21 protein-coding genes and 2 tRNA genes are annotated in these 22,026 nt (G+C 69.4%); 13 read left to right on the plus strand and 10 right to left on the minus strand.

Features of this window, described 5'->3' with window-relative positions:
* Positions 1 to 77: 77 nt before the first annotated feature.
* The 5 genes from ACNKFW_RS17645 to ACNKFW_RS17665 form a co-directional block, all read right to left on the minus strand.
* Entirely contained in the window at positions 78 to 539 is a 462-nt protein-coding gene (locus ACNKFW_RS17645) for an SspB family protein (protein WP_024843305.1), read from the minus strand.
* 166 nt (positions 540 to 705) lie between these two features.
* A tRNA-Asp gene (locus ACNKFW_RS17650) sits at positions 706 to 782 on the minus strand.
* 28 nt (positions 783 to 810) lie between these two features.
* Positions 811 to 887, minus strand: a tRNA-Asp gene (locus ACNKFW_RS17655).
* Between the two features lie 142 nt (positions 888 to 1,029).
* A complete protein-coding gene (locus ACNKFW_RS17660; protein ID WP_147428780.1) occupies positions 1,030 to 1,851 on the minus strand; it encodes a PRC-barrel domain-containing protein in 822 nt (273 codons plus the stop codon).
* Between the two features lie 156 nt (positions 1,852 to 2,007).
* The gene (locus ACNKFW_RS17665) at positions 2,008 to 3,111 is read right to left on the minus strand and encodes an anhydro-N-acetylmuramic acid kinase (RefSeq protein WP_147428779.1); all 1,104 of its coding nucleotides are present in this window, start codon (positions 3,109 to 3,111) and stop codon (positions 2,008 to 2,010) included.
* Positions 3,112 to 3,169: 58 nt separating this feature from the next.
* On the opposite strand from ACNKFW_RS17665, the gene tyrS reads away from it, so the two are divergent.
* Positions 3,170 to 4,414: a tyrosine--tRNA ligase gene (tyrS, locus tag ACNKFW_RS17670; protein WP_333484470.1), complete on the plus strand. Its 1,245-nt coding sequence runs from the start codon at positions 3,170 to 3,172 to the stop codon at positions 4,412 to 4,414.
* Between the two features lie 229 nt (positions 4,415 to 4,643).
* Positions 4,644 to 5,108: a DUF4177 domain-containing protein gene (locus ACNKFW_RS17675; RefSeq protein WP_024843309.1), complete on the plus strand. Its 465-nt coding sequence runs from the start codon at positions 4,644 to 4,646 to the stop codon at positions 5,106 to 5,108.
* A 70-nt stretch (positions 5,109 to 5,178) separates the two neighbouring features.
* Here ACNKFW_RS17675 and ACNKFW_RS17680 read toward each other — a convergent pair whose 3' ends face one another.
* A complete protein-coding gene (locus tag ACNKFW_RS17680) occupies positions 5,179 to 5,394 on the minus strand; it encodes a SlyX family protein (protein ID WP_024843310.1) in 216 nt (71 codons plus the stop codon).
* Between the two features lie 48 nt (positions 5,395 to 5,442).
* On the opposite strand from ACNKFW_RS17680, the gene hisS reads away from it, so the two are divergent.
* From hisS to ACNKFW_RS17700, 4 genes are read left to right on the plus strand one after another with little or no spacing between them, the layout of a single operon-like run.
* Positions 5,443 to 6,927, plus strand: coding sequence for a histidine--tRNA ligase (hisS, locus tag ACNKFW_RS17685; protein ID WP_028709866.1), 1,485 nt, complete (start codon positions 5,443 to 5,445; stop codon positions 6,925 to 6,927).
* On the plus strand, positions 6,924 to 8,006 hold the full coding sequence (locus ACNKFW_RS17690) for an ATP phosphoribosyltransferase regulatory subunit (protein ID WP_147428777.1): 1,083 nt from the start codon (positions 6,924 to 6,926) through the stop codon (positions 8,004 to 8,006). The genes hisS and ACNKFW_RS17690 overlap by 4 nt, the downstream gene beginning before the upstream one ends.
* Positions 8,003 to 8,680, plus strand: a complete 678-nt coding sequence (gene hisG / locus ACNKFW_RS17695) for an ATP phosphoribosyltransferase (protein WP_024843313.1) — start codon at positions 8,003 to 8,005, stop codon at positions 8,678 to 8,680. Before ACNKFW_RS17690 ends, hisG begins: the two co-directional genes overlap by 4 nt.
* A gap of 55 nt (positions 8,681 to 8,735) precedes the next feature.
* Complete coding sequence (locus ACNKFW_RS17700; RefSeq protein WP_024843314.1) at positions 8,736 to 9,104, plus strand: hypothetical protein; 369 nt, start codon at positions 8,736 to 8,738, stop codon at positions 9,102 to 9,104.
* A 55-nt stretch (positions 9,105 to 9,159) separates the two neighbouring features.
* Here the strand turns inward: ACNKFW_RS17700 and ftsY are convergent, their stop codons facing one another.
* Both ftsY and ACNKFW_RS17710 read right to left on the minus strand, forming a co-directional pair.
* Positions 9,160 to 10,206 (minus strand): signal recognition particle-docking protein FtsY, encoded by a 1,047-nt coding sequence (ftsY, locus tag ACNKFW_RS17705; RefSeq protein WP_024843315.1) that lies wholly within the window; start codon positions 10,204 to 10,206, stop codon positions 9,160 to 9,162.
* 128 nt (positions 10,207 to 10,334) lie between these two features.
* Entirely contained in the window at positions 10,335 to 11,264 is a 930-nt protein-coding gene (locus ACNKFW_RS17710; RefSeq protein ID WP_024843316.1) for a class I fructose-bisphosphate aldolase, read from the minus strand.
* Positions 11,265 to 11,390: 126 nt separating this feature from the next.
* Between ACNKFW_RS17710 and ACNKFW_RS17715 the strand changes: the two genes are divergently transcribed.
* Complete coding sequence (locus tag ACNKFW_RS17715; protein ID WP_024843317.1) at positions 11,391 to 11,618, plus strand: hypothetical protein; 228 nt, start codon at positions 11,391 to 11,393, stop codon at positions 11,616 to 11,618.
* 123 nt (positions 11,619 to 11,741) lie between these two features.
* On the opposite strand, the gene ACNKFW_RS17720 is transcribed toward ACNKFW_RS17715, so the two are convergent.
* Positions 11,742 to 12,938, minus strand: a complete 1,197-nt coding sequence (locus tag ACNKFW_RS17720; protein WP_024843318.1) for a phosphoglycerate kinase — start codon at positions 12,936 to 12,938, stop codon at positions 11,742 to 11,744.
* A gap of 178 nt (positions 12,939 to 13,116) precedes the next feature.
* On the opposite strand from ACNKFW_RS17720, the gene ACNKFW_RS17725 reads away from it, so the two are divergent.
* The 3 genes from ACNKFW_RS17725 (at position 13,117) to ACNKFW_RS17735 (ending at position 14,731) form a co-directional block, all read left to right on the plus strand.
* The gene (locus ACNKFW_RS17725; RefSeq protein WP_024843319.1) at positions 13,117 to 13,626 is read left to right on the plus strand and encodes a peptidylprolyl isomerase; all 510 of its coding nucleotides are present in this window, start codon (positions 13,117 to 13,119) and stop codon (positions 13,624 to 13,626) included.
* Complete coding sequence (locus ACNKFW_RS17730) at positions 13,616 to 14,221, plus strand: peptidylprolyl isomerase (RefSeq protein ID WP_147428774.1); 606 nt, start codon at positions 13,616 to 13,618, stop codon at positions 14,219 to 14,221. Before ACNKFW_RS17725 ends, ACNKFW_RS17730 begins: the two co-directional genes overlap by 11 nt.
* A gap of 291 nt (positions 14,222 to 14,512) precedes the next feature.
* Positions 14,513 to 14,731 carry a hypothetical protein gene (locus ACNKFW_RS17735; RefSeq protein ID WP_147428773.1) on the plus strand — a complete coding sequence of 73 codons (219 nt, stop codon included), beginning with the start codon at positions 14,513 to 14,515 and terminating at the stop codon, positions 14,729 to 14,731.
* A gap of 21 nt (positions 14,732 to 14,752) precedes the next feature.
* Here the strand turns inward: ACNKFW_RS17735 and gatB are convergent, their stop codons facing one another.
* Positions 14,753 to 16,270, minus strand: coding sequence for an Asp-tRNA(Asn)/Glu-tRNA(Gln) amidotransferase subunit GatB (gene gatB, locus ACNKFW_RS17740; protein ID WP_147428772.1), 1,518 nt, complete (start codon positions 16,268 to 16,270; stop codon positions 14,753 to 14,755).
* A 388-nt stretch (positions 16,271 to 16,658) separates the two neighbouring features.
* On the opposite strand from gatB, the gene ACNKFW_RS17745 reads away from it, so the two are divergent.
* From ACNKFW_RS17745 to ACNKFW_RS17755, 3 genes are read left to right on the plus strand one after another with little or no spacing between them, the layout of a single operon-like run.
* Positions 16,659 to 17,336 carry an ImuA family protein gene (locus ACNKFW_RS17745; RefSeq protein ID WP_147428771.1) on the plus strand — a complete coding sequence of 226 codons (678 nt, stop codon included), beginning with the start codon at positions 16,659 to 16,661 and terminating at the stop codon, positions 17,334 to 17,336.
* Positions 17,242 to 18,762: a Y-family DNA polymerase gene (locus ACNKFW_RS17750; RefSeq protein ID WP_147428770.1), complete on the plus strand. Its 1,521-nt coding sequence runs from the start codon at positions 17,242 to 17,244 to the stop codon at positions 18,760 to 18,762. The genes ACNKFW_RS17745 and ACNKFW_RS17750 overlap by 95 nt, the downstream gene beginning before the upstream one ends.
* Complete coding sequence (locus tag ACNKFW_RS17755) at positions 18,762 to 22,001, plus strand: error-prone DNA polymerase (RefSeq protein ID WP_147428769.1); 3,240 nt, start codon at positions 18,762 to 18,764, stop codon at positions 21,999 to 22,001. Before ACNKFW_RS17750 ends, ACNKFW_RS17755 begins: the two co-directional genes overlap by 1 nt.
* The last annotated feature ends 25 nt before the right edge of the window (positions 22,002 to 22,026 follow it).

Raw genomic sequence — 22,026 nt, forward strand, 5'->3', positions numbered from 1 at the left:
GGTGTTGCGGGGGTTCTAGGCCCGATGGCGCGGATTGGCAATCGGCATGCCGTGGTATGCCATGCGCTAACAGCGCCTCACTTGCGCCATTTGTCCAGGCTGACCACCTCGGCGCCGCCCTTCGCGCCCTCCTCGCCCGGCGCCTCGGCCATGGGCGGCTCGTTCTCTTCGGGCTCGTCCTCCTCCTCGTGGTTCTCGAAGCGCAGGCCGAACTCGACCGAGGGATCCACGAAGGTGCGCAGCGCGTCGAAGGGGATATAGAGCGGTTCGGGCGAATTGCCGAAATTCAGCGTGATGTGAAAGCCCTCGGGCGTGACCGAGAGATCCTCGAACCAATGCTGGATGACGATGGTCATCTCGTCGGGATAGCGCTCGCGCAGCCAGTCGGCCATCTGCACCTGCGAATCGCGGGTGTCGAAGGTGATGAAGAAATGATGCTCGCCCGGCAGCCCCTCGGTGGCCACCGTTTGCAGCACATCCGCGATCAGCCGCTGCATGGCCCGGTGCATCATTCCGCCGTAATCTATTCCGCGTGCCATGGCGTCCTCCGTCGTGTTGGGGGCCAGCATAGGGAAATGAGACGGCTTGAAAAGCCCCTAGCGCCGCTTGGAAGCACGACCGGCGGCCGGCTTCTCCGTTCCCCAAATACCCAAGGAACCGCGCCACAGGCGCAGCCGCGAAGCCATGGAGGATCAAGGGGAAAGATGGCGCGGTTGACGGGGCTCGAACCCGCGACCCCCGGCGTGACAGGCCGGTACTCTAACCAACTGAGCTACAACCGCGCATCTTTTCGGCGATATATGGTGGTGGTGGCGCGGTTGACGGGGCTCGAACCCGCGACCCCCGGCGTGACAGGCCGGTACTCTAACCAACTGAGCTACAACCGCGCAGACCACTTCCCCCGGATCGCCGTCCGGGGTGCGAGGGGGTTTACGCATGGCGGCGGATGCCGTCAAGGCCGATCTTGTGCAAAAAACGCAAGGGCGCCCCGAAAGGCGCCCTCGTCCGGTCCGGCAAGGGCCGGAAACCTTATTTCCGCACGGTCTTCTCGTCGAAATCCGGCAGGGCCTGCAGCTCGGCCTTGGTGTAATTGGTGGCGAAGAAGGTGTCGTTGCCGATGCTCACCAGGTGGATCGCATCCACGCCCAGCAGCACCTTCTTGGCACCGATGCCCAAAAAGCCGCCGATATCGGCGACATAGCCGACGACCTGGCCCGAATCATCCAGCACGATGTCGTTCACCTTGGCGATGTCCTGCCATTCGGCCGGGCGCTCCTCGAGCGCGGGATCGGTCCATTCGGTGGTCGAGGGCTGGTTGGTGGTCCAGATCCGGCGGCTGGTCAGCCAGCTCGACAGCACGCCCGGCTCAGCCTCCGAGATCGCCGGCGGGTTGACGTCGGGCGGCGTGACCGGTGCCTCGGCCGCCGCATCCGCGGCGGCATCGGCAGCGTCGCTTGCGGCATCGGCGGCTTCCTCGGCAGCGCCGGCAGCCTCCTCGGCAGCGCCCTCGGCCGCTTCGGGCACCGCATCTCCGGCGGGTGCATCGGGGGCGACGCCCATCTCCGCCGCGGCGCCGGCGGCGTCATTGGCCGCGTCGCTCGCCGCATCGGCGGCGTCGGCAGCGTCACCGGCAGCATCAGCCGCGGCCTCGCCGGCTTCCTCGGCCGCCTGGTCGGCAGCCTGTTCTGCTTGGTCTGCGGCCTGCTCGGCCTGCTCGGCAGCATTCTCGGCCGCGGTTGCGGCGTCCTCGACCTGTTCGGCCGGGATCTCGGCCGGCGGCATGGTCTCGGTCTGCGCAAAGGCAGGACCGGCAAGCGCCAGGGTGGTGGCAGCGATGACAAGAGGTTTCATGGACGATGTCCTTTCCGATTGTCGTTGTCACGGACGGCGGGTGCCGCCATATGCCCGTCCAACGTCACCATCCTCCGCATCGTTCCCGCGAAATGGTGCCGAAACAATCACAAGGCGGAAATCCGCCTGTGATCGCGGCCCCGGCTGGCAACCGCCTCAGCGCCGCGGCGGATGGCTGATGCGCCCGCCGCAGACCGGCCCCGGCGCGCCGGTGGTGCCGGGCCCCGAGGTCGGCAACCCGCGCAGCACCCGCACCGCCAGCCAGCCGAAGGCCTGCGCTTCCAGCATGTCGCCGTCGAGCCCGGCTTCCTCGACCGGCGCGACGCGGGCCGCCAGCCGCGCCGCCAGCGCCGCCATCAGCGCGGCATTGTGACGGCCGCCGCCGCAGACCAGCACCAGGCCGGGCACCGGGTCCAGGGCCGCCATGCCCGCCGCCACCGCCGCCGCCGCCGCATGGGTCAGCGTCGCGGCCGCATCGGCATCCGATAGCCCTACCACCTCGGCCGCAAGCGCGGGAAAGGCGTCGCGGTCCAGCGATTTCGGCACGGGTCGGGCGAAATGCGGATGTTCCAGGAAACGGGCGATGACGCGCTCGTCCGGGTTGCCCTGCAAGGCCAGCCGCCCGCCCTCATCGCGGGCCAGGCCGCGGCGGGCGCGCATCAGGTCGTTCAGCGGCGCATTGGCCGGGCCGGTATCGAAGGCGATGCAGGCGCCCGGCGCCTCGGGCGCATCGGCGGCCGGATCGACAAAGGTCAGGTTGCCCACCCCGCCCAGGTTCAGGAAAGCGACGGGCGCGCGCGGCAAATGCCCCTGCCCCATCGCCCATTCCGCACAGGCCCAGTGGAAGAAGGGCGCAAGCGGCGCGCCCTCGCCGCCCTGCCGCACGTCCTCGGAGCGGAAATCCCAGACCACCGGCCGGCCCAGCCGGCGCGCCAGCGCCGCGCCGTCGCCCGCCTGATGCGTGCCCCGCCCCGCCGGGTCATGGGCCAGCGTCTGGCCGTGATAGCCGACCAGTTCCGCCTCGGGGAAACCTTCGGCCAGCGCGGCATGGGCGGCGACCGAGAGCGCCGCCGCATCCGCCACGTCCGGCCCGCCCGGCCATTGCCCCAGCGCCGCGTGCAGCAGCCCCGATTCGTTGCCGGAATAGGCGCGCCAGGCGCTGCGGCCGAACCCGGCGATGCGCCGCCCGTCGGTCTCGATCATCGCCGCGTCCACCCCATCGAGCGAGGTGCCCGACATCATCCCCAGCGCATGGATCATCCTGCTTTCCCTTCGGCCCTTCCCCCGGTATATCCGCGCCAGTCGAAAGGAACAGCCCATGACCTACCGTGCCAAATCCGATTTCCTGAACGTGATGATCGAGCGTGGCTACCTGGCGGACTGCACCGACATGCAGGCGCTGGACGAAGCCCTGATCCTCGGCCCGGTGACGGCATATATCGGCTATGACGCGACGGCGGCCAGCCTGCATGTCGGGCACCTCCTGAACATCATGATGCTGCGCTGGTTCCAGAAGACCGGCAACCGACCGATCACGCTGATGGGCGGCGGCACCACCAAGGTCGGCGACCCCAGCTTCCGCAGCGAGGAGCGTCCGCTGCTGACCCCGGACGCGATCCAGGCGAATATCGACGGCATGCAGCAGGTCTTTGCCCGCTACCTCGACTATGCCGACGGCCGCGCGATGATGCTCAACAACGCCGAATGGCTGGACGGCCTGAACTACCTCGATTTTCTGCGCGACATCGGCCGGCATTTCTCGGTCAACCGGATGCTGTCGTTCGAATCGGTCAAGTCGCGGCTGGACCGCGAGCAGTCGCTGAGCTTCCTCGAATTCAACTACATGATCCTGCAGGCCTATGACTTCCTGGAACTGTATCGCCGCTACGGCTGCCGGCTGCAGATGGGCGGCTCGGACCAGTGGGGCAATATCGTCAACGGCATCGACCTGACCCGCCGGGTGCTGGATGCCGAGATCTGGGGCCTGACCTCGCCCTTGCTGACCACCTCGGACGGGCGCAAGATGGGCAAGTCGGCCGGCGGCGCGGTCTGGCTCAACGGCGCGATGCTGTCGCCCTACGAGTTCTGGCAGTTCTGGCGCAACACCACCGACGCCGATGTCGGCCGCTTCCTGAAACTCTATACCGAGCTGCCGGTCGAGGAATGCGACCGGCTGGGCGCGCTTTCGGGCTCCGAGATCAACGCGGCCAAGATCATCCTGGCCAATGAGGTCACGACGCTGCTGCACGGGGCCGAGGCGGCGGCCTCGGCCGAGGCGACCGCGCGCGAGGTCTTCGAGCAGGGCGGCGCCGGCGGCGATCTCGAGGTGGTGACGGTCAGCGCCGATGCCCTGGCCTCGGGCCTGACCGTGGTGCAGCTGCTGGCGCAGACCGGCATCACCGCCTCGGGCAAGGAGGCCAAGCGCCTGATCGCCGAAGGGGGACTGCGGCTCAACAACGAAGCCGTCAGCGACCCGCAGCTGGCCGTCGACGCGGCGCTGATCGGCGACGGGCTGAAGGTTTCGGTCGGCAAGAAAAAGCACCGCATGGTGCAATTGGGATAAGCCAAACGCCGGGGCTCCCCGCCGGCCCGCTCCTCCGGCCGGCCCGGTGGCCGGGGCCGCCCTCCCGAACCGCCCCGCCTGCCCGAATCGCGGCTCCGGCGCCGCCCGCGCGCCGGACCGCCTGCCCCCTCACGGCCTCGTGCTTCGCAGGCCCGCGCGCCGCCCTTGCCCGGTGCTTCCCTTGCCCCCGCATCTCGCCTAACCTGCGGCGCAAAGGAAAGGCCCATGCATGAGCAGCTATGAATACACCGTCATCCCCGCTCCCGCCCGCGGCGAAAAGGCCAGGGGGGCGCGCAGCGGCATCGAGCGTTTCGCCGCCACCCTCGCCGATGTCCTCAACGAGATGGCCCGCGACGGCTGGGACTATGTCCGCGCCGAAACCCTGCCGGCCGAAGAACGCTCGGGCCTGACCAGCCGCACCACGGTCTATCACAACCTGCTGATCTTCCGCCGCGCGCTTGCGGGGTCCGCAGACCAGCCGGTCGCCGTGGCGCAGCCGCAACCCGCCGCAGCCGCCCCCCAGCCGGAACCCGAGCCTGCCGCCCGCGGCCCGTTCAGCCAACCGATGCGGGCGGCGCCGAAACCGGCAGCCCCTGCCGCGCCGACCGCTGCCGCGCGCGTCGCGGAACCGCCGCTGACCGCGCCGCCGGCCCCGGCCCCCGCGGGCCCGCGCCTCGGCCCGGCCAGCCGCTGATTTCTCCGTTTTCCAAGTACCCCGGGGTGAGCCCCCGGCACGGGGGCGAGGGGCAGCGCCCCTCACCCCTTCACCAATGCGGCGGCCGCTGGTCCGCCAGCGGCACCGTGCCCGCCTCGGCCTCGCGCTCCGCCTCGCGCTCCATCAGCATGCCGACATGGCGCGCCAGCCGGGCGATCTCGCCCTCCTGCCGGGCCACGATACCCGACAGATCCTCGACGGTCCGCGCCAGATAGGCCGCGGCTTCCTCCAGCCGCTCGATCCGTTCCTGCGTCTGCTTGTCCATCCATCCTCCATCCGCTAGACCGCCGCATGGAAAAGCCCGAGGCAAACCATGGCGAAAGATCAGAAGAAACAGCCCCGTCCCAAGGCCGAGACGCCCAAGGGGTTCCGCGACTATTTCGGCGCGGACGTGACCGAGCGCAAGCAGATGCTGGACCGTATCGCCGAGATCTATCATCGCCACGGCTTCGAGCCGCTCGAAACCAGTGCCGTGGAAACCGTCGAGGCGCTGGGAAAGTTCCTGCCCGACGTGGACCGCCCCAATGCCGGCGTCTTCGCCTGGCAGGAATCGGACGTCCCCGGCGGCGGCTCCGGCGACTGGCTGGCGCTGCGCTATGACCTGACCGCGCCCTTGGCCCGCGTCGCGGCGCAGTTCCGCAACGACCTGCCCAGCCCCTATCGCCGCTATGCCATGGGCCCGGTCTGGCGCAATGAAAAGCCCGGCCCCGGCCGCTTCCGCCAGTTCTACCAATGCGATGCCGATACCGTGGGTTCTGCCTCGGTTGCCGCGGATGCCGAGATCTGCGCCATGCTGGCGGCGGCGCTGGAACATGCCGGGATCGCGCGCGGCGACTACCTGATCCGCATCAACAACCGCAAGGTGCTGAACGGCATCCTGGAATCCACGGGCGTGGCCGAGGGCAAGCCTGCCGACGACGTGCTGCGCACCATCGACAAGTTCGACAAGGTCGGCGAGGAGGGCGTGCGCCAGCTGCTCACCACCGGCCGCAAGGACGATAGCGGCGCCTTCATCGAGGGCGTGGGGCTGGCCCCCGAACAGGCCGGTCCGGTGCTGGCCTTCCTGACCTCGAAGGGCGCGGACAACGCCGCGACGCTGCAAAACCTGCGCGCCGCCGTCGGCGCCTCGGCCGCGGGGGCCGAGGGGGTCGCGGAACTGGCGCAGATTGCCCAGATGCTCGCCGCCATGGGCGTGGGCGAGGATCGCGCCGTCATCGACCCGTCGATCGTGCGCGGCCTGGGCTATTACACCGGCCCGGTCTTCGAGGCCGAGCTGACCTTCGAGATCCTCGACGACAAGGGCCGCAAGCGTCAGTTCGGCTCGGTCGCCGGCGGCGGGCGCTATGACGGGCTGGTGGAACGCTTCACCGGCCAGAAGGTGCCGGCGACCGGCGTCTCCATCGGCGTGGACCGGCTGCTGGCCGCCCTGCGCGCCAAGGGGCTGATGGGCGGGGCCGAGCCGGGCCCGGTCGTCGTCACCGTCATGGACCGCGAGCGCATGGCCGATTACCAGGCCATGGCGGCGGAACTGCGCGCGGCCGGCATCCGCGCCGAGGTCTATCTGGGCAACCCGAAGAACTTCGGCAACCAGCTGAAATATGCCGACAAGCGCAATGCCCCGGTCGCGATCATCCAGGGCGGCGACGAGGCGGCGCGCGGCGTGGTGCAGGTCAAGGACTTGGTCCTTGGGGCGAAGATCGCGGCCGAGGCCAGCCACGAGGAATGGAAGGCCCAGCCCGCCCAGACCGAAGTGGCCCGCGCCGATCTGGTCGCCGAAGTCCGGCGCATCCTGGGATGAGCAAGCGCGAGAAACAGGCCATCGGCCAGCGGATCCTCGCCGCCTTCCGCGCCGCAGGGGCCGAGGAAGTGGCGCCCGACCTGCTGCTGCCGGCCGAGACGCTCTTGGACCTCTATGGCGAGGACATCCGCGCCCGCGCCTATGTGACCCAGGATCCGATCCGCGGCGAGATGATGCTGCGCCCCGACTTCACCGTGCCGGTGGTGCAGATGCACATGGCCAGCGGCGCCGAGCCCGCCCGCTATTGCTACCTGGGCGAGGTGTTCCGCAAGCAGGACCATGGCGAGACGCGCCCCGAGCATCCGCGCGACAACGAATACCTGCAGGCCGGCTTCGAGCTTTTCGCCCGCGACCCGGATGCCGATGCCGAGGTTTTCGCCCTGTTCCACGACATCCTGGCGCCCCTGAAGCTGCAGGCCAGCATGGGCGACATGGACCTGCTGATAGACGCGGTGCGCGCCTTGCCGCTGTCGGGTGCGCGTCGTGCCGCGCTTTTGCACCACATCTGGCGGCCGCGGCGCTTTGCCAAGGCGCTGGCGCGCTTCGCCGCCCCGGCCGAGGCCCGCGGCTTTCCCGAAACCGCCGCGCCCTGGACCGGGCTGCGTTCGCCGGCCGAGATGCAGGCCCGCATCGACCGGCTGCGCAGCGACGCCGCCGAGGCGCCGCTGCCGCCGCAATGGGTCGAGCGGCTGGAGCGGCTGTTCTCCATCCAGGCCCCGGCCCCCGAGGCGCTGCGGCAGCTGCGCGCGCTGGCGGCCGAGATCCCCGACATCGCCGAGGCGGTGGACCGGCTGGAGCGCAATCTCGCGGCGCTGTCGGCGCGCGGCATCGACGTGGGCCGGGTGCATTTCGACGCCAGCCACGGCCGGCACACAATGGAATATTACGACGGCATGACTTTCAGCTTTGCCGCGCCGGGCCGCACGGACTGGCCGCCCGTCGCCTCGGGCGGGCGCTACGACGCGCTGGCGGCGGTGCTGGGCCAGGCGCAGGGCCGCTCGATCCCGGCGGTGGGCGGCATCATCCGGCCGGGGCTGGTCTACGAATTGGGGGGCCAGGTCTTGGGGAAAGCAGCATGATCCGGCTGGGCGTGCCGTCCAAGGGGCGGCTGATGGAGCAGACATTCGACTGGTTCGCCACCCGCGGCGTGACCCTGTCGCGCGCCGGCTCGGATCGCGAATATGCCGGCCGGGTCGAGGGGGCGGACAATGTCGCGCTGGTGCTGCTGTCGGCGGGCGAGATCCCGCGCGAGTTGATGGCCGGGCGCATCCACCTGGGCGTGACCGGCACCGACCTGATCCGCGAGAAGCTGCCCGGCTGGCGCAGCCATGTCGAGGAACTGGCGCCGATGGGCTTCGGCCATGCCGACCTGATCCTGGCCGTGCCCGCTTGCTGGAGCGATTGCGAGACGCTGGACGATTTCGCCACCATCGCCCGCGATTTCCGCGCCGAGCACGGCTTCCGCCTGCGCATCGCCACCAAGTATCATCGGCTGGTGCGCGCCTGGCTCTCGGCGCAGGAGGTCGCGGATTACCAGCTGGTCGACAGCCAGGGCGCGACCGAGGGCACGGTGGCCAACCTGACCGCCGAGGCCATCGCCGACATCACCTCCTCGGGCGAGACGCTGCGCGCCAACCACCTGAAGATCATCGGCGAGGAGCCGATCCTGCGCTCGCAGGCGACGCTCTTGCGCTCGCTGGCGGCGGGGGACGAGGCCGAGGTGCGGGATTTCGCAGCGCGACTCGGGCTCTAGAAACCCGCGGCCGGGCAGCGGCGTTGTTTTCCTGCACCGCCAAGGGAGAATGACCATGCGCCTGGCCGCCCTGATGCTGATCCTGTCCGCCAGCCCCGTGCTGGCCTCGTCCGAAGCGGCCTGGGAGCAGTTCCGCCAGGATGTCGAGGCGGCCTGCACCGCGCTGGCCCCCGAGGCGGGCGAGACGGCGATCGAGATCAACCCCTTCGGCTCGGAAAGCTACGGCGCGGCGCTCTTGATCACCACGCTCGCCGATGGCGGGGTGGATCGCTACGTCTGCATCTATGACAAGCAGGCCGGAACCGCCGAGCTGACCGCGCCCTTCACGCCACCGCAGGATGTGGTCGAGCCGATGGCCGATGCGGCGGGCAATGTCGCGCCGGCCGAGGACACAAGGACCGACGCGCATCTCGTCAAGCCGTGACCTCCGCTCCGGTTGCGCCGCCGCAGGGGTATTTGGAAAACGGAAAGCCGCGGGGTCAGTCCCCGAGACCGACCAGGGCGCGGGCGAAGTCGCGGGCGTCGAAGGCATCGAGATCGTCGATCTGCTCGCCCACGCCGATGGCATGGATCGGCAGGCCGAAGCGGTCGGCCAGCGCAACCAGCACGCCGCCGCGCGCGGTGCCGTCCAGCTTGGTCATGACCAGGCCCGAGACATCGGCGAGCTTCCGGAAGGTCTCGACCTGGCTCAACGCGTTCTGCCCGGTGGTCGCGTCCAGCACCAGCAAGGTGTTGTGCGGCGCCGACGGATCCTTCTTGCGGATGACGCGGACGATCTTCGCGAGTTCCTCCATCAGATCCTGGCGGTTCTGCAGGCGGCCGGCGGTGTCGATCATCAGAAGATCCGCGCCCTCAGCCTCGGCCCGCACCATGGCGTCGAAGGCGAGGCTCGCGGGGTCGGCGCCCTCGGGCGCGGTCATCACCGGCACCCCGGCGCGGCTTCCCCAGACCTGCAATTGCTCGACGGCGGCGGCGCGGAAGGTGTCGCCGGCCGCGATCACCACCTTCTTGCCTGCCGCCTTGAACTGGCTCGCGAGCTTGCCGATGGTCGTGGTCTTGCCCGAGCCGTTCACCCCCACCACCAGCACCACCTGCGGCCGCTTGGGATAGAGCGGCAAGGGCTTGGCGACGGGCGTCATGATGCGGGCGATCTCCTCGGCCAGCAGCTCTTTCAGCTCGGTGGACGAGATGCGCCGCCCCATGCGGCCCTCGGCGATATTGGCGGTGACGCGCAAGGCCGTCTCGACGCCCATGTCGGCCTGGATCAGCATCTCCTCGAGCTGCTCCAGCATCTCGTCATCCAGCTCGCGGCGCGGCTCGGCCGTGGCGGCCTGGCCGAAGATGCGGCCGAAAAGCCCGGGTTTGGCGGGCGTGTCAGGGATCGGGGCTTGCGGGGCTGGGGCAGCGGGCTGCACCGGCGCGGCGCTTTCCGGTTCGGCACCTTCGGACACGATGTCATCCAGCCCCGCGCCGATCTTCGACGAGGACCGCGTCAGCCGCTCGCGCAGTTTCGAGAAAAACGCCATGCACCCATCCTTCTGCCTGTGGCGCAAGAGACTAGGCGTTCCGCGGCCAAAGGAAAAGGGCGCCTGCGCAGCGCCCTTCTTTCTTGCCGAAATATCCCGGGGGTGTGGGGGCAGCGCCCCCACGGCGCTCAGGCCTTGCCCAGATAGATGTCCACCAGCTTGCCCAGCATCTCCAGCGCATCCTCGCGCGAACGCTGGAAGCTGTTGCGGCCGATGATCGAGCCGTTGCCACCGCCGTCGCGGATGGCGCGCGCGTCGTCGAAGACCGCATCCGCGCCCTTGGCCGCCCCGCCCGAGAACACCACGATGCGGCGGCCGTTGAAGGCCGACTGCATGCAATGCGCCACGCGCTTGGCCTGGGTCGAGATGTCGATGCCCTTGGCCTCGTAGACCTTTTTCGCCTCGCCCAGTTCCAGGTGGTCGGTCGAGAGCTTGATCTTGATGATATGCGCCCCGATCAGCGCCGCGATCTGCGCGGCATAGGCGGCGATGTCGATGGCGGTCTCGCCGTCCTTGCTGATCGCCTCGCCGCGCGGATAGGACCAGATCACCGTCGCCACGCCCTTGGCGGCGGCTTCCTTGCGCATCTCGACGATCTCCTCGATCATGTCGAGCGCCATGTCCGAGCCCGGATAGATGGTGAAGCCGATGGCCGAGCAGCCCAGCCGCAGCGCGTCGTCGACCGAGGCGGTGATCGCCTGGTTCTTGCCGGCGGTGTCCGACATCAGCGAATTGGCCGAGTTCACCTTGAGGATGGTCGGGATCTGGCCGGCAAAGGTGTCGGCGCCCGCCTCGATCATGCCCAGGGGCGCGGCATAGGCGTTGAGCCCGGCGTCGATCGCCAGCTGGTAATGGTAATGCGGGTCATAGCCGGCCGGGTTCGGCGCGAAGCTGCGCGCCGGGCCATGCTCGAAACCCTGGTCCACGGGCAGGATGATCATCTTGCCGGTGCCGGCCAGCTTGCCGGTCATCAGCATGCGGGCCAGCTGTGCCTTCACACCCGGCGCTTCGCCCTCGTAATTGGCGAGGATCTTGCGGACGGTATCGGTCATCTGCATCGGGAACTCCATGTCTGAATGCCGGCTGATTAACAGACCAGCCGGCAAGGGCAATCGCGATTGCGCTAACGGAACACATGGCCGCCTTTCGGCGTTATTCCGCTGTCAGAATTGGGAGGAATTCCAATGGCGAACGAAGATCCCGACGGCATTCCCGAACAGATCCGCCAGAACCGGCCCTTCTTCCTGGTGCTGGGACTGGCCTTTGCGATCGCGATCGGGGCCTTTCTCTATATCCTGTTCCTCGACACCGACTCGCGCGACGTGACGCGCAACGCGCCGCCCGCCGCGACGGCACCGGCCATGCCGGCAGGCGAAGCCGCGCCGGAAGCCGCACCGGCCGAGGGGAACTGACCGCAGCCGGCAGGGGACACCAGGGCGTCCCCTGCCGCCCTTTCGCTTGCGCCGATGCGCCGATCCGGCATCAGACGGAACAGCCCCCCGCGAGGGGCTCCTCCGCCTGCCGGGCGGCAGGCCTCAGCGTTTCTGCAGGGCCGCGACGCCGGGCAGTTCCTTGCCCTCCATCCATTCCAGGAAGGCGCCGCCGGCAGTCGAGATGAAGGTGAAATCGCCCGACACCCCGGCCTTGTTCAGCGCCGCCACCGTGTCGCCGCCGCCGGCGACCGAGATCAGCTTGCCCTCGCGCGTCAGCCGCGCGGCCTCTTGCGCGGCGGCATTGGTCGCGGCGTCGAAGGGCGCGATCTCGAAGGCGCCAAGCGGGCCGTTCCAGATCAGCGTGCGGCTGGCCTCGAAGACCTCGCGGATCTTCGCCACCGTGGCGGGGCCGGCGTCCAGGATCATCGCATCGGCCGGGCAGGCATCCGCCGCCACCGTCTCGTTGTCGGCGCCGGCCTTGAACTCGCGCGCCACCACCACGTCCACCGGCAGGTGGATGGTGCAGCCGGTCTGTTCCGCCTTGGCCAGGATCTCGCGCGCCGTATCGGCCATGTCGCGCTCGGCCAGCGACTTGCCGACCTCGATGCCCTGGGCGACCAGGAAGGTGTTGGCCATGCCACCGCCGATGACCAGATGATCGACCTTCTCGATCAGGTTGCCAAGCAGGTCGAGCTTGGTCGAGACCTTGGCGCCGCCGACCACCGCCACCACCGGGCGCTGCGGATTGCCAAGCGCGGCGTCCAGCGCCTTGAGCTCCGCCTCCATCAGCCGGCCGGCGGCGGCAGGAAGCAGCCGCGCGATGCCCTCGGTCGAGGCATGGGCGCGATGGGCGGCCGAGAAGGCGTCGTTGACGTAGACCTGGCCCAGGGCGGCCAGCGAGGCGGCGCAGGTCGCGTCATTGGTTTCCTCGCCCGGATAGAAGCGGGTGTTCTCCAGCAGCAGGACATCGCCCGGCTTCAGGTCGGCCACAGCCCGCTTGGCGGGGCCGCCGATGGCCTCGTCCGCAAACCTGACCTCCTGGCCCAGGGCGCGCTGCAGCGCCGGCAGAACGACCTTGAGGCTCATGCTGTCCACGCGCTTGCCCTTGGGGCGGTCGAAATGCGCCAGCAGCACCGGGATGCCGCCCTTGGCCTGGATGTCCTTGACGGTGGGCACGATCTTTTCGATTCGCGTGGCATCGGTGACCTGGCCGTTTTCGACCGGGACGTTCACGTCCACGCGGACAAGCACCACCTTGCCGTCAAGCTCCAGGTCGTCGATCGTGTTGAAATCCGCCATGCTCATGTCCCTTTCATGTTGGGCTGACCGTCCCCCGCCGGGGTTTTCCCGCATCATGACATTTTCGTCAACCGGCGCCGGAGGCCGGGCATGCGGCGAAACGCACGGCGCCGGCGGGCGTTGTCTGGGCGGGGCGAAACGCTTATGCCTTTGCCCAAGCCATCAGAAGGAGACCCCCATGGCCGAGATCAAGGATCCCGAGAACACGGTCATCATCGAGCTGAAGGACGGCCCGGTGGTGATCGAACTGCTGCCCGACGTGGCGCCGAAACATGCCGAGCGCATGAAGGAACTGGCCCGCGCCGGGAAATACGACAACGTGGCCTTCCACCGCGTGATCGAGGGCTTCATGGCCCAGACCGGCGATGTGGAACATGCCAACATGGAAAACAACTACAATCCGGGCCGCGCTGGCACCGGCGGCTCGGACCTGCCGGACCTGCCGGCCGAGTTCTCGCGCCTGCCGCATGACCGCGGCACGCTGGGCGCGGCGCGCTCGATGAACCCGAACTCGGCCAACAGCCAGTTCTTCATCAATTTCAAGGACAACCACTTCCTGAACGGCCAGTATACCGTCTATGGCCGGGTCATCGAGGGCATGGAGCATGTCGACAAGATCGCCCGCGGCGAGCCGCCGGCGAATCCCGACCGGATGATCTCGGTGAGGGTGGCGGCCGATGTGGAATAAGCTGCTGCTTCCCGCCCTGGTGCTGGGCGCCGGCGCGGCCGCCCATCCGGTCCTGGCCGAGGGCCTGCCGGGCGTCACCGACGGGCCGGGTCCGAACCTGGTGATCGAGGTGGCCGATTCCAAGGGCACGGCCAAGGGCCGGATCGTGCTGGACCTTTACAACGACAAGGCGCCGAACCATGTCGAGCGCCTGGTGACGCTGGCGAAATCGGGCGCCTATGACGGGGTGGTGTTCCACCGCGTGATCGACGGCTTCATGGCTCAGACCGGCGATGTCGAATTCGGCAAGCACGGCAGCGATACCGCGCGGGCGGGCATGGGCGGCTCGAACATGCCGGACCTGGCGGCCGAGTTCAACGATGTCAGCTTCCAGGCCGGCACCGTGGGCATGGCGCGGGCGCAGGATCCCAACAGCGCCAACAGCCAGTTCTTCATCGACCTGGCGCCGGCGACTTTCCTGGACGGGCAATATACCGTTGTCGGCCAGCTGGTCGACGGCTGGGACGTGCTGAACGCGATCAAGAAGGGCGACCCGGCCGCCAATGGCGCCGTGGTCGAGCCCGACTACATGGTCAAGGTGACGGTCGAGGAGTGATCCCCGGCCCCGCCTGACCAAGGCCCCGCGTTCCGGCGCGGGGTCTTTTTTATCGGGCAGGTGTCAAGGTCATCCGAGGAGGAGCCATCGGCATGCAGGACCAAGCGATCATGCGCGAAACGGCTCGGGTATCTGGAGAAGCCGCTGGCCCGGATGCCGATCAGATGGCGTGCCTATCGGGCCGCACCAGGTCGCCGCTCGTGCCAGCCATCCCGAACGATAGCGCGGGACGCCCTCCGAGGTTTGATCTTCATGACCAAAACTCGATGCCGCAGCACGGGCATATTTCCCATGATGGACAATCTCCCGCCGGCCGCCGTTGAGCGGCGGGCTGCGGCGGAAAGCCGCGAGCTTATTTCATTCATGCCGGGCCGGAATGGCGAAGGCTTGCCGACAGGCCGGGCCGCGCAGCGGAAAACGGCCGAAGGGCTTGCCCTGGCGCGGCTGGGCGGGGCCGGAAAGGCCCCTTGCCCTGCCGCGCGCAAGCCGCGCCGCGGTATCGCGGGATGAACGCCGGCTGTCCGTGGCGGATCAGGCCAGGGCGAGCTTCTTGGCCACCAGTTCGTTCACCGCCGCCGGGTTGGCCTTGCCGCCGGTGGCCTTCAGCACCTGGCCCACGAACCAGCCGGCCAGCTTCGGGTTGGCCTTGGCCTTTTCCACCTGCGCCGGATTGGCGGCGATGATCTCGTCCACCGCCGCCTCGATGGCGCCGAGGTCGGTGACCTGCTTCATGCCGCGCGCCTCGACGATCTCGGCCGGATCGCCGCCCTCGGTCCACAGGATCTCGAACAGTTCCTTGGCGATCTTGCCCGAGATCGCGCCCGAGCCGATCAGGTCGATCACCCCGCCAAGCTGGGCGGCCGAGACGGGCGAGGTCTCGACGCTCAGCCCTTCCTTGTTCAGCCGTCCGAACAGCTCGTTGATGACCCAGTTCGCCGCCATCTTGCCGTCGCGCCCGGCGGCGACCTGCTCGAAGTAATCGGCGCTTTCGACCTCGGCGGTCAGCACACCGGCATCGTATTCGGACAGGCCCAGTTCGGTGACGAAACGCGCCTTCTTCTCGTCCGGCAGTTCCGGCATCGCGCCGGCGATCTCGTCCACCCAGGCCTGCTCGATCTCCAGCGGCAGCAGGTCGGGATCGGGGAAATAGCGGTAGTCATGCGCCTCTTCCTTGGAGCGCATCGAGCGGGTCTCGCCCCGGTCGGGGTCATAGAGCCGGGTTTCCTGCACCACCTTGCCGCCATCCTCGATGATGGCGATCTGGCGGCGTGCCTCGTATTCGATGGCGGCCTGGATGAAGCGCAGCGAGTTCATGTTCTTGATCTCGCAGCGGGTGCCGAGATGGCTGAAATCGCCGGTCTCCTGGTAGCGTTCGTAGGCGCCGGGCGCGCAGACCGAGACGTTCACGTCGGCGCGCAGGTTGCCGTTCTGCATGTTGCCGTCGCAGGTGCCGAGGTAGCGCATGATCTGGCGCAGCTTGGCGACATAGGCCGCCGCCTCCTCGGGGCCGCGGATGTCGGGGCGGCTGACGATCTCCATCAGCGCGACGCCGGTGCGGTTCAGGTCGACGAAGGACATGTTCGGGTCCATGTCGTGGATCGACTTGCCGGCATCCTGTTCCAGGTGAATGCGCTCGATCCTGACGCGGCGGGCGACGCCGGGGGCCATGTCCACGATCACCTCGCCCTCGCCCACGATCGGGTGGTAAAGCTGGCTGATCTGGTAGCCCTGCGGCAGGTCGGGATAGAAATAGTTCTTGCGGTCGAAGGCCGAGACCAGGTTGATCGCCGCCTTCAGGCCCAGCCCGGTCTTGACCGCCTGCGCCACGCAGAACTCGTTGATCACCGGCAGCATGCCCGGCATGGCAGCGTCGACGAAGGCGACATGGCTGTTCGGCTCGGCCCCGAAGCCGGTCGAGGCACCGGAAAACAGCTTGGCGTTCGAGGCGACCTGGGCGTGGACCTCCAGCCCGATGACCAGTTCCCAATCCTGCTTCGCACCCTGAATGATCTTCGGTTCGGGGGCGGTATAGGTCAGATGGTCGAGCATGGCATTTTCCCTGGCAAGGCTGCGCCCCGCCTTCTAGGCGCTTGGCGCGCGGCTCGCAAGGGTTGCGCGGGCGGTGCCGCATCGGGCCGCTCCGTGCCGGGCGGCAGGGAGCAAAACCGCGGCTCGCAGGTTGGCCCCGGATGAGCGGCCCGATGACCGGGATGAAGGCCATGGGGTTTTCCCCGCCGCCCGGCGTTGCATGCCCTGTCCCGATCCTGCTGCCCTGCCCCGCATGTCTTGCGGCTTGCATGGGCCATGGCCTTTCGTCCTGCACCTTTGGCGTCAGATGGCCTCAACCGCGCAGGCAGTGCAATGTTCCCTGGCGCGGCCGGATTGACGAATCCTTGGACAAGGGATAGGAACAAATCAGGAACATACTGACTGAACCATGTCCGCTCGCCCTTTCCCTTCCGGGGTGGCGCCTTTCGGACGGGCGCCAGTCCCCGCGGCGCCGCAACCGAGCGCGCCGACCCTGTCCGAAGCCTTCGGCGCCCGTCCCCTGGCGGGGGCGGCGCCCGGATTCGTCCTGGCCGCCCTGCCGCCGGGGCTGGTGCTTTGGGCGCAGGACCGGCTAAGCCGGACCGAATTCGGCGCCCCCTTCCTGCCCGGCATGGGCCGCGACCTGCTGCGGCTGGACCTGACGCGCCCCGCCGATGTGCTGGCGGCGCTGGAGGACGGGCTGCAAAGCCGCGCCCTGGCCGCCGTGGTGGGCGAGATCCATGGCGCCGCTGCGGCGCTGAGCTTCACCGCCAGCCGCCGCCTGGCGCTTCGGGCCGAGGCGGCGGGCCTGCCCTGCTGGCTGATCCGCCACGCCGCGCCGCCCGAACCCAGCGCGGCGCGGATGCGCTGGCGGGTGACGCCGCTGCCCTCTGCCCCCGACCCGGACGATCCGCAGGCGCCGGGCGAGCCGCGCTGGCTGGCGGAACTGTTCCGGGTCCGCGGCCAGCCGCCCTCGACCTGGGTGGTGCGCCATGACCGGGCGGCGGATCGTCTCGATTTCTCTGCCCCGCCTGGCGATCGAGAGCTGGCTGAACCGCGCCGCGCGCCGGGGCGACGCCTGGCCTGAGGAGATCCCGCTGGCGCTGGCCGCGCCCGGTCCGCACGGGCCCGTCATCCATGCCGCGAACCGCGCCGCCGAACGGGCCGGGGCCCGCATCGGCGCCCGCGCCGTGGACAGCCGCGCCATCTGCCCCGAATTGCGCATCGAGCCGGCCGAGCCCCGACGCGATGCCGCAAAACTGGCGCGGCTGGCCTTCTGGGCCCGGCGCTGGGGCCCCTTCAGCACGCCCGACGACAAGGACGGCATCATTCTCGACACCACCGGCGCCGCGCATCTGTTCGGCGGCGAGGCGGCGATGCTGGCCGAGATCCAGGCCGGCTTCGCCCGGGCCGGGCTGACCGCGCGGCTGGCGCTGGCGCCGACGCGCGGCGCGGCCTGGGCGCTGGCCCGCTTCGGCCCCGAGCGCACGATCTGCGCCGATCCCCTGCCCGCGCTGGCGCCGCTGCCGGTGGCCGGGTTGCGGCTGTCGGGGGAAACCCTGCTGCTCTTGCGCCGGCTGGGGCTCAGGACCATCGGCGACCTCGCCGCCCTTCCGCGCCTGTCACTGATGCGCCGCTTTGCCCGGGCCGAGCCGCAGGACAATCCGTTGATCCGCCTCGACCAGGCGCTGGGGCGGGCGGCCGAGCCGCTGGATGCGCCCGAGCCCGCACCCGAATACGCCGCCGAGGCCCGGCTGGCCGAGCCGGTGATGGACCCCTCGGACTGGCTGCCCGGATTGCTGGCCGATCTTTGCGCGCAGATGGCGGCGGCGGATCGCGGCTGCCGGCGGCTGTGCCTGTCGGTGTTTCGCGTGGATGGCGAGCGGCGCGACATCCGCGTCGCCCTGGCCGCGCCCACGCGCGACCCCGGCCATTTGCTGCGCCTGTTCGACGGCCGGCTCGAACGGCTGGACCCTGGCTATGGCTTCGACCTGATCCGGCTTGCGGCCGAGGCGGTCGAGCCGCTGGCCCAGACCCAGCCCGGCCTCGACGGTGCCGCGCCCGCAGGGCTGGCACTGGCGCGGCTGGTGGACCGGCTGGCGGCGCGCTTCGGCGCGGCGGCGATCAGCCGGCCGCTGCCGCGCGAAAGCCATGTCCCCGAACGCGCCGAGACACCCGGCCCGCCGCTGGCCACCATTCCCGCCCCGGTCGCGCGCGCCGACCGGCCGATCCGCCTGCTCAACCCGCCCGAGGAGATCCGCGTGCTCTACGCCATCCCCGAAGGCCCGCCGGCGCAATTCGTCTGGCGCCGGCAGACCCTGCGCGTCGCCCGCCATGCCGGGCCCGAGCGCATCGCTCCGGAATGGTGGCACGACCGCCCCGGCACCCGGCTGCGCGACTATTTCCGCATCGAGGACGACAGCGGCCTGCGCCTGTGGATCTATCGCGAGGGGCTGGTCCATGACGGCCGCGGCGGCGCGCCGCGCTGGTTCCTGCACGGGATCTTCGCCTGATGCCCGACCATCATGCCCGCCCCCAGATCCCGCTGCCCCCGGCCGAGCACCCGAACCCGCCCGCGGATTACGTCGAACTGGCAGTGACCAGCGCCTTCAGTTTCCTGCACGGCGCCTCGCAGCCGCGCGAGCTGGCGTTGGCGGCGCATCTGATGGGCTATGACGCGCTGGGGATCGCCGACCTCAACAGCCTGGCCGGGGTGGTGCGGCTGCATGCCGCGGCGAAGAAGCTGCAACTGCGCCCGGTGATCGGGGCGCGGATCGTGCTGGCGGAGGGCAGCGCCTTCCTGGCCTATCCCACCGACCGCGCCGCCTATGGCCGGCTCGCCTCGCTGATCACCAAGGGCCGGCGGCACGACCTGGACGGGAACTGGCAGAAGAAGGGGCGCTGCGACCTGAGCCTGGACGACCTGGCCGCCCATGCCGAAGGCATGCGGCTGATCTGGCTGCCGGGCGACGACCTTGCACCCCTGCCCGGCCTGGCCCGCCGCCTGCCGCAGCTGTCCCATGTCGCGGCCAGCTGGCTTTATCGCGGCGACGACCGGGCGCGGATCAACCGCCTCGACCGGGCGGCGCGGGCGGCGGGGCTGTCGATCGTCGCGGTGAACGACGTGCATTACCACGCCCCCGACCGCCGGCCGCTGCAGGACGTGATGACCTGCATCCGCGCGGGCACCACCATCGCCCGGGCCGGCCTGCTGCTGGCGCAGAATGCCGAGCGTCACCTGAAGCCTCCGGCCGAGATGGTCCGCCTGTTCGCCGACTGGCCCCATGCCATCCGCGCCACGCGCGAGATCGCCGACAGCTGCCGCTTCTCGCTGGACGAGCTGCAATACGAATATCCCCGCGAAAGCGTGCCGCCCGGCCTGACCCCGCAGCAGCATCTGGAAAACCTGACCTGGCAGGGCGCGGCCTGGCGCTATCCTGCCGGCGTGCCCGAGAAGGTCCACGCCACGCTGGTCAAGGAACTGGCGCTGATCCGCCGGAAGGAGATCGCCCAATATTTCCTGACCATCCACGACATCGTCCGCTATGCCGAAGATCAGGGCATCCTGAACCAGGGCCGCGGCTCGGCGGCGAATTCGGCGGTCTGCTACGTCCTCGGCATCACTCCGGTCGATCCCGCCAAGCATGAACTGCTGTTCGAGCGATTCATCAGCGAAAACCGCAAGGAGCCGCCCGATATCGACGTGGATTTCGAGCATGAGCGGCGCGAGGAGGTCATCCAGCACATCTATGACGCTTATGGCCGCGACCGCGCCGGGCTCTGCGCCACGGTGATCCATTACCGCCCGCGCAGCGCCATCCGCGAGGTCGGCAAGGTCATGGGCCTGTCCGAGGACGTGACCTCGGCGCTGGCCGACACGGTCTGGGGCAGCTGGGGCAAGGACATGTCGGCGGCCTCGACCGACCAGGCCGGGCTCGACCTGGGCGACCCGCTGCTGCGGCGCACGGTCAGGCTGGCCGAGGAGATGATCGGCATGCCGCGCCACCTGTCGCAGCATGTCGGCGGCTTCGTGCTGACCGAGGGGCCGCTGTCGGAAACCGTGCCCATCGGCAATGCCGCCATGCCGGAGCGCAGCTTCATCGAATGGGACAAGGACGACATCGACGAATTGCGCATCCTCAAGGTCGATGTGCTGGCGCTGGGGATGCTGACCTGCATCCGCAAATGCTTCGAACTGGTCCGGGTGCATTACGGCAAGGCGCTGACGCTTTCGGATTTCGACCGGGACGATCCGGAGACCTATGCCATGCTGCAAAGAGGCGACAGCATCGGCACCTTCCAGGTCGAAAGCCGGGCGCAGATGGCCATGCTGCCGCGGCTGAAGCCCAAGGAGTTCTACGACCTGGTGATCCAGGTCGCCATCGTCCGCCCCGGCCCGATCCAGGGCAACATGGTCCATCCCTATCTGCGCCGCCGGGCGGGATTGGAGACGGTGGATTACCCCGCCCCCTCGCCCGAATGCGGCCCCCCGGACGAACTGTTCAAGATCCTGAACCGCACCGAAGGCGTGCCGATCTTTCAGGAGCAGGCGATGAAGATTGCCATGGTCGCCGCCGAGTTCTCACCCGCCGAGGTGGACGATCTGCGCAAGGCCATGGCCACCTTTCGCTCGCGCGGGACCATCGAGCGGTTGCAGGACCGGATGGTCGGCCGCATGGTCGAACGCGGCTACGACCGCGACTTCGCCGAGCGTTGCTTCAACCAGATCAAGGGCTTCGGCGATTACGGCTTTCCCGAAAGCCATGCCGCGGCCTTCGCGCATCTGGCCTATGTCTCGGCCTGGCTGAAATGCCATCACCCGGCCGCCTTCGCGGCGGCGCTGCTCAACAGCCAGCCGATGGGCTTCTACGCGCCCGCCCAGATCGTGCGCGACGCGCGCGACCACGGCGTCATCGTGCTGCCGGTGGATGTGAACATCAGCGAATGGGACAACATGCTGGAGCCCTGCGACGGCGCCTTCGCGCTGCGCCTCGGCCTGCGCCAGGTCGAAGGGCTGTCCAAACCGCTGGCCGAACGCATCAAGGCTGCGCGGGACGCGCCCTATGCCGACCTGGCCGATCTCAAGGCCCGCGCCGGGCTCGATGCCCGCGCCATCCGGCTGATCGCGGCGGCCGACGGCTTGCGCTCGATGGGGCTCGACCGGCGGGCTGGGCTGTGGCAGGCACGCGCCCTGCGCGACGCGCCGGACCTGCCGCTGTTCGGGGCCCGGGACGAGGGCGCCGAGCCCGCCGTTGCCCTGCCCGCCATGCCGCTTTGCGAGCATGTCACCGCCGATTACCAGACCCTGCGCCTGTCGCTGAAGGCCCATCCCATGGCCTTCCTGCGCCGCAGCCTGGCAGCACAGGGCTATGCCTCGGCGGCGGACCTTGCCGCCCTGCCGAATCGCGGCCGCCTGCGCATGGCCGGCATCGTGCTGGTGCGCCAGCGCCCCGGCAGCGCCAACGGCACCTGCTTCGTCACGCTGGAGGACGAAACCGGCGTGGCGAATCTGGTGATCTGGGAAAAGACCTTCGCGCGATTCCGCAAGGTGGTGATGACCGCCCGCCTGCTGGAGGTCCACGGCCAGCTCCAGCGTGCCGAGGGCGTGACCCATATCGTCGCGCATTGGCTGGGCGACCGCTCCGACGCGCTGCTGCGCCTGGCCGGAGAGCCATGCCCGGCCCTGCCGGCCCCGCGCGCCGGCCATCCGCGCCAGGTCAGGATAATGCCGAAATCGCGGGATTTTCACTAAGGGTCGGCCTGTTCAGGCGGCGGGC

Origin of the sequence: Paracoccus sp. TD-10, assembly GCF_048270675.1 — a bacterium.
Lineage (GTDB): Bacteria > Pseudomonadota > Alphaproteobacteria > Rhodobacterales > Rhodobacteraceae > Paracoccus > Paracoccus pantotrophus.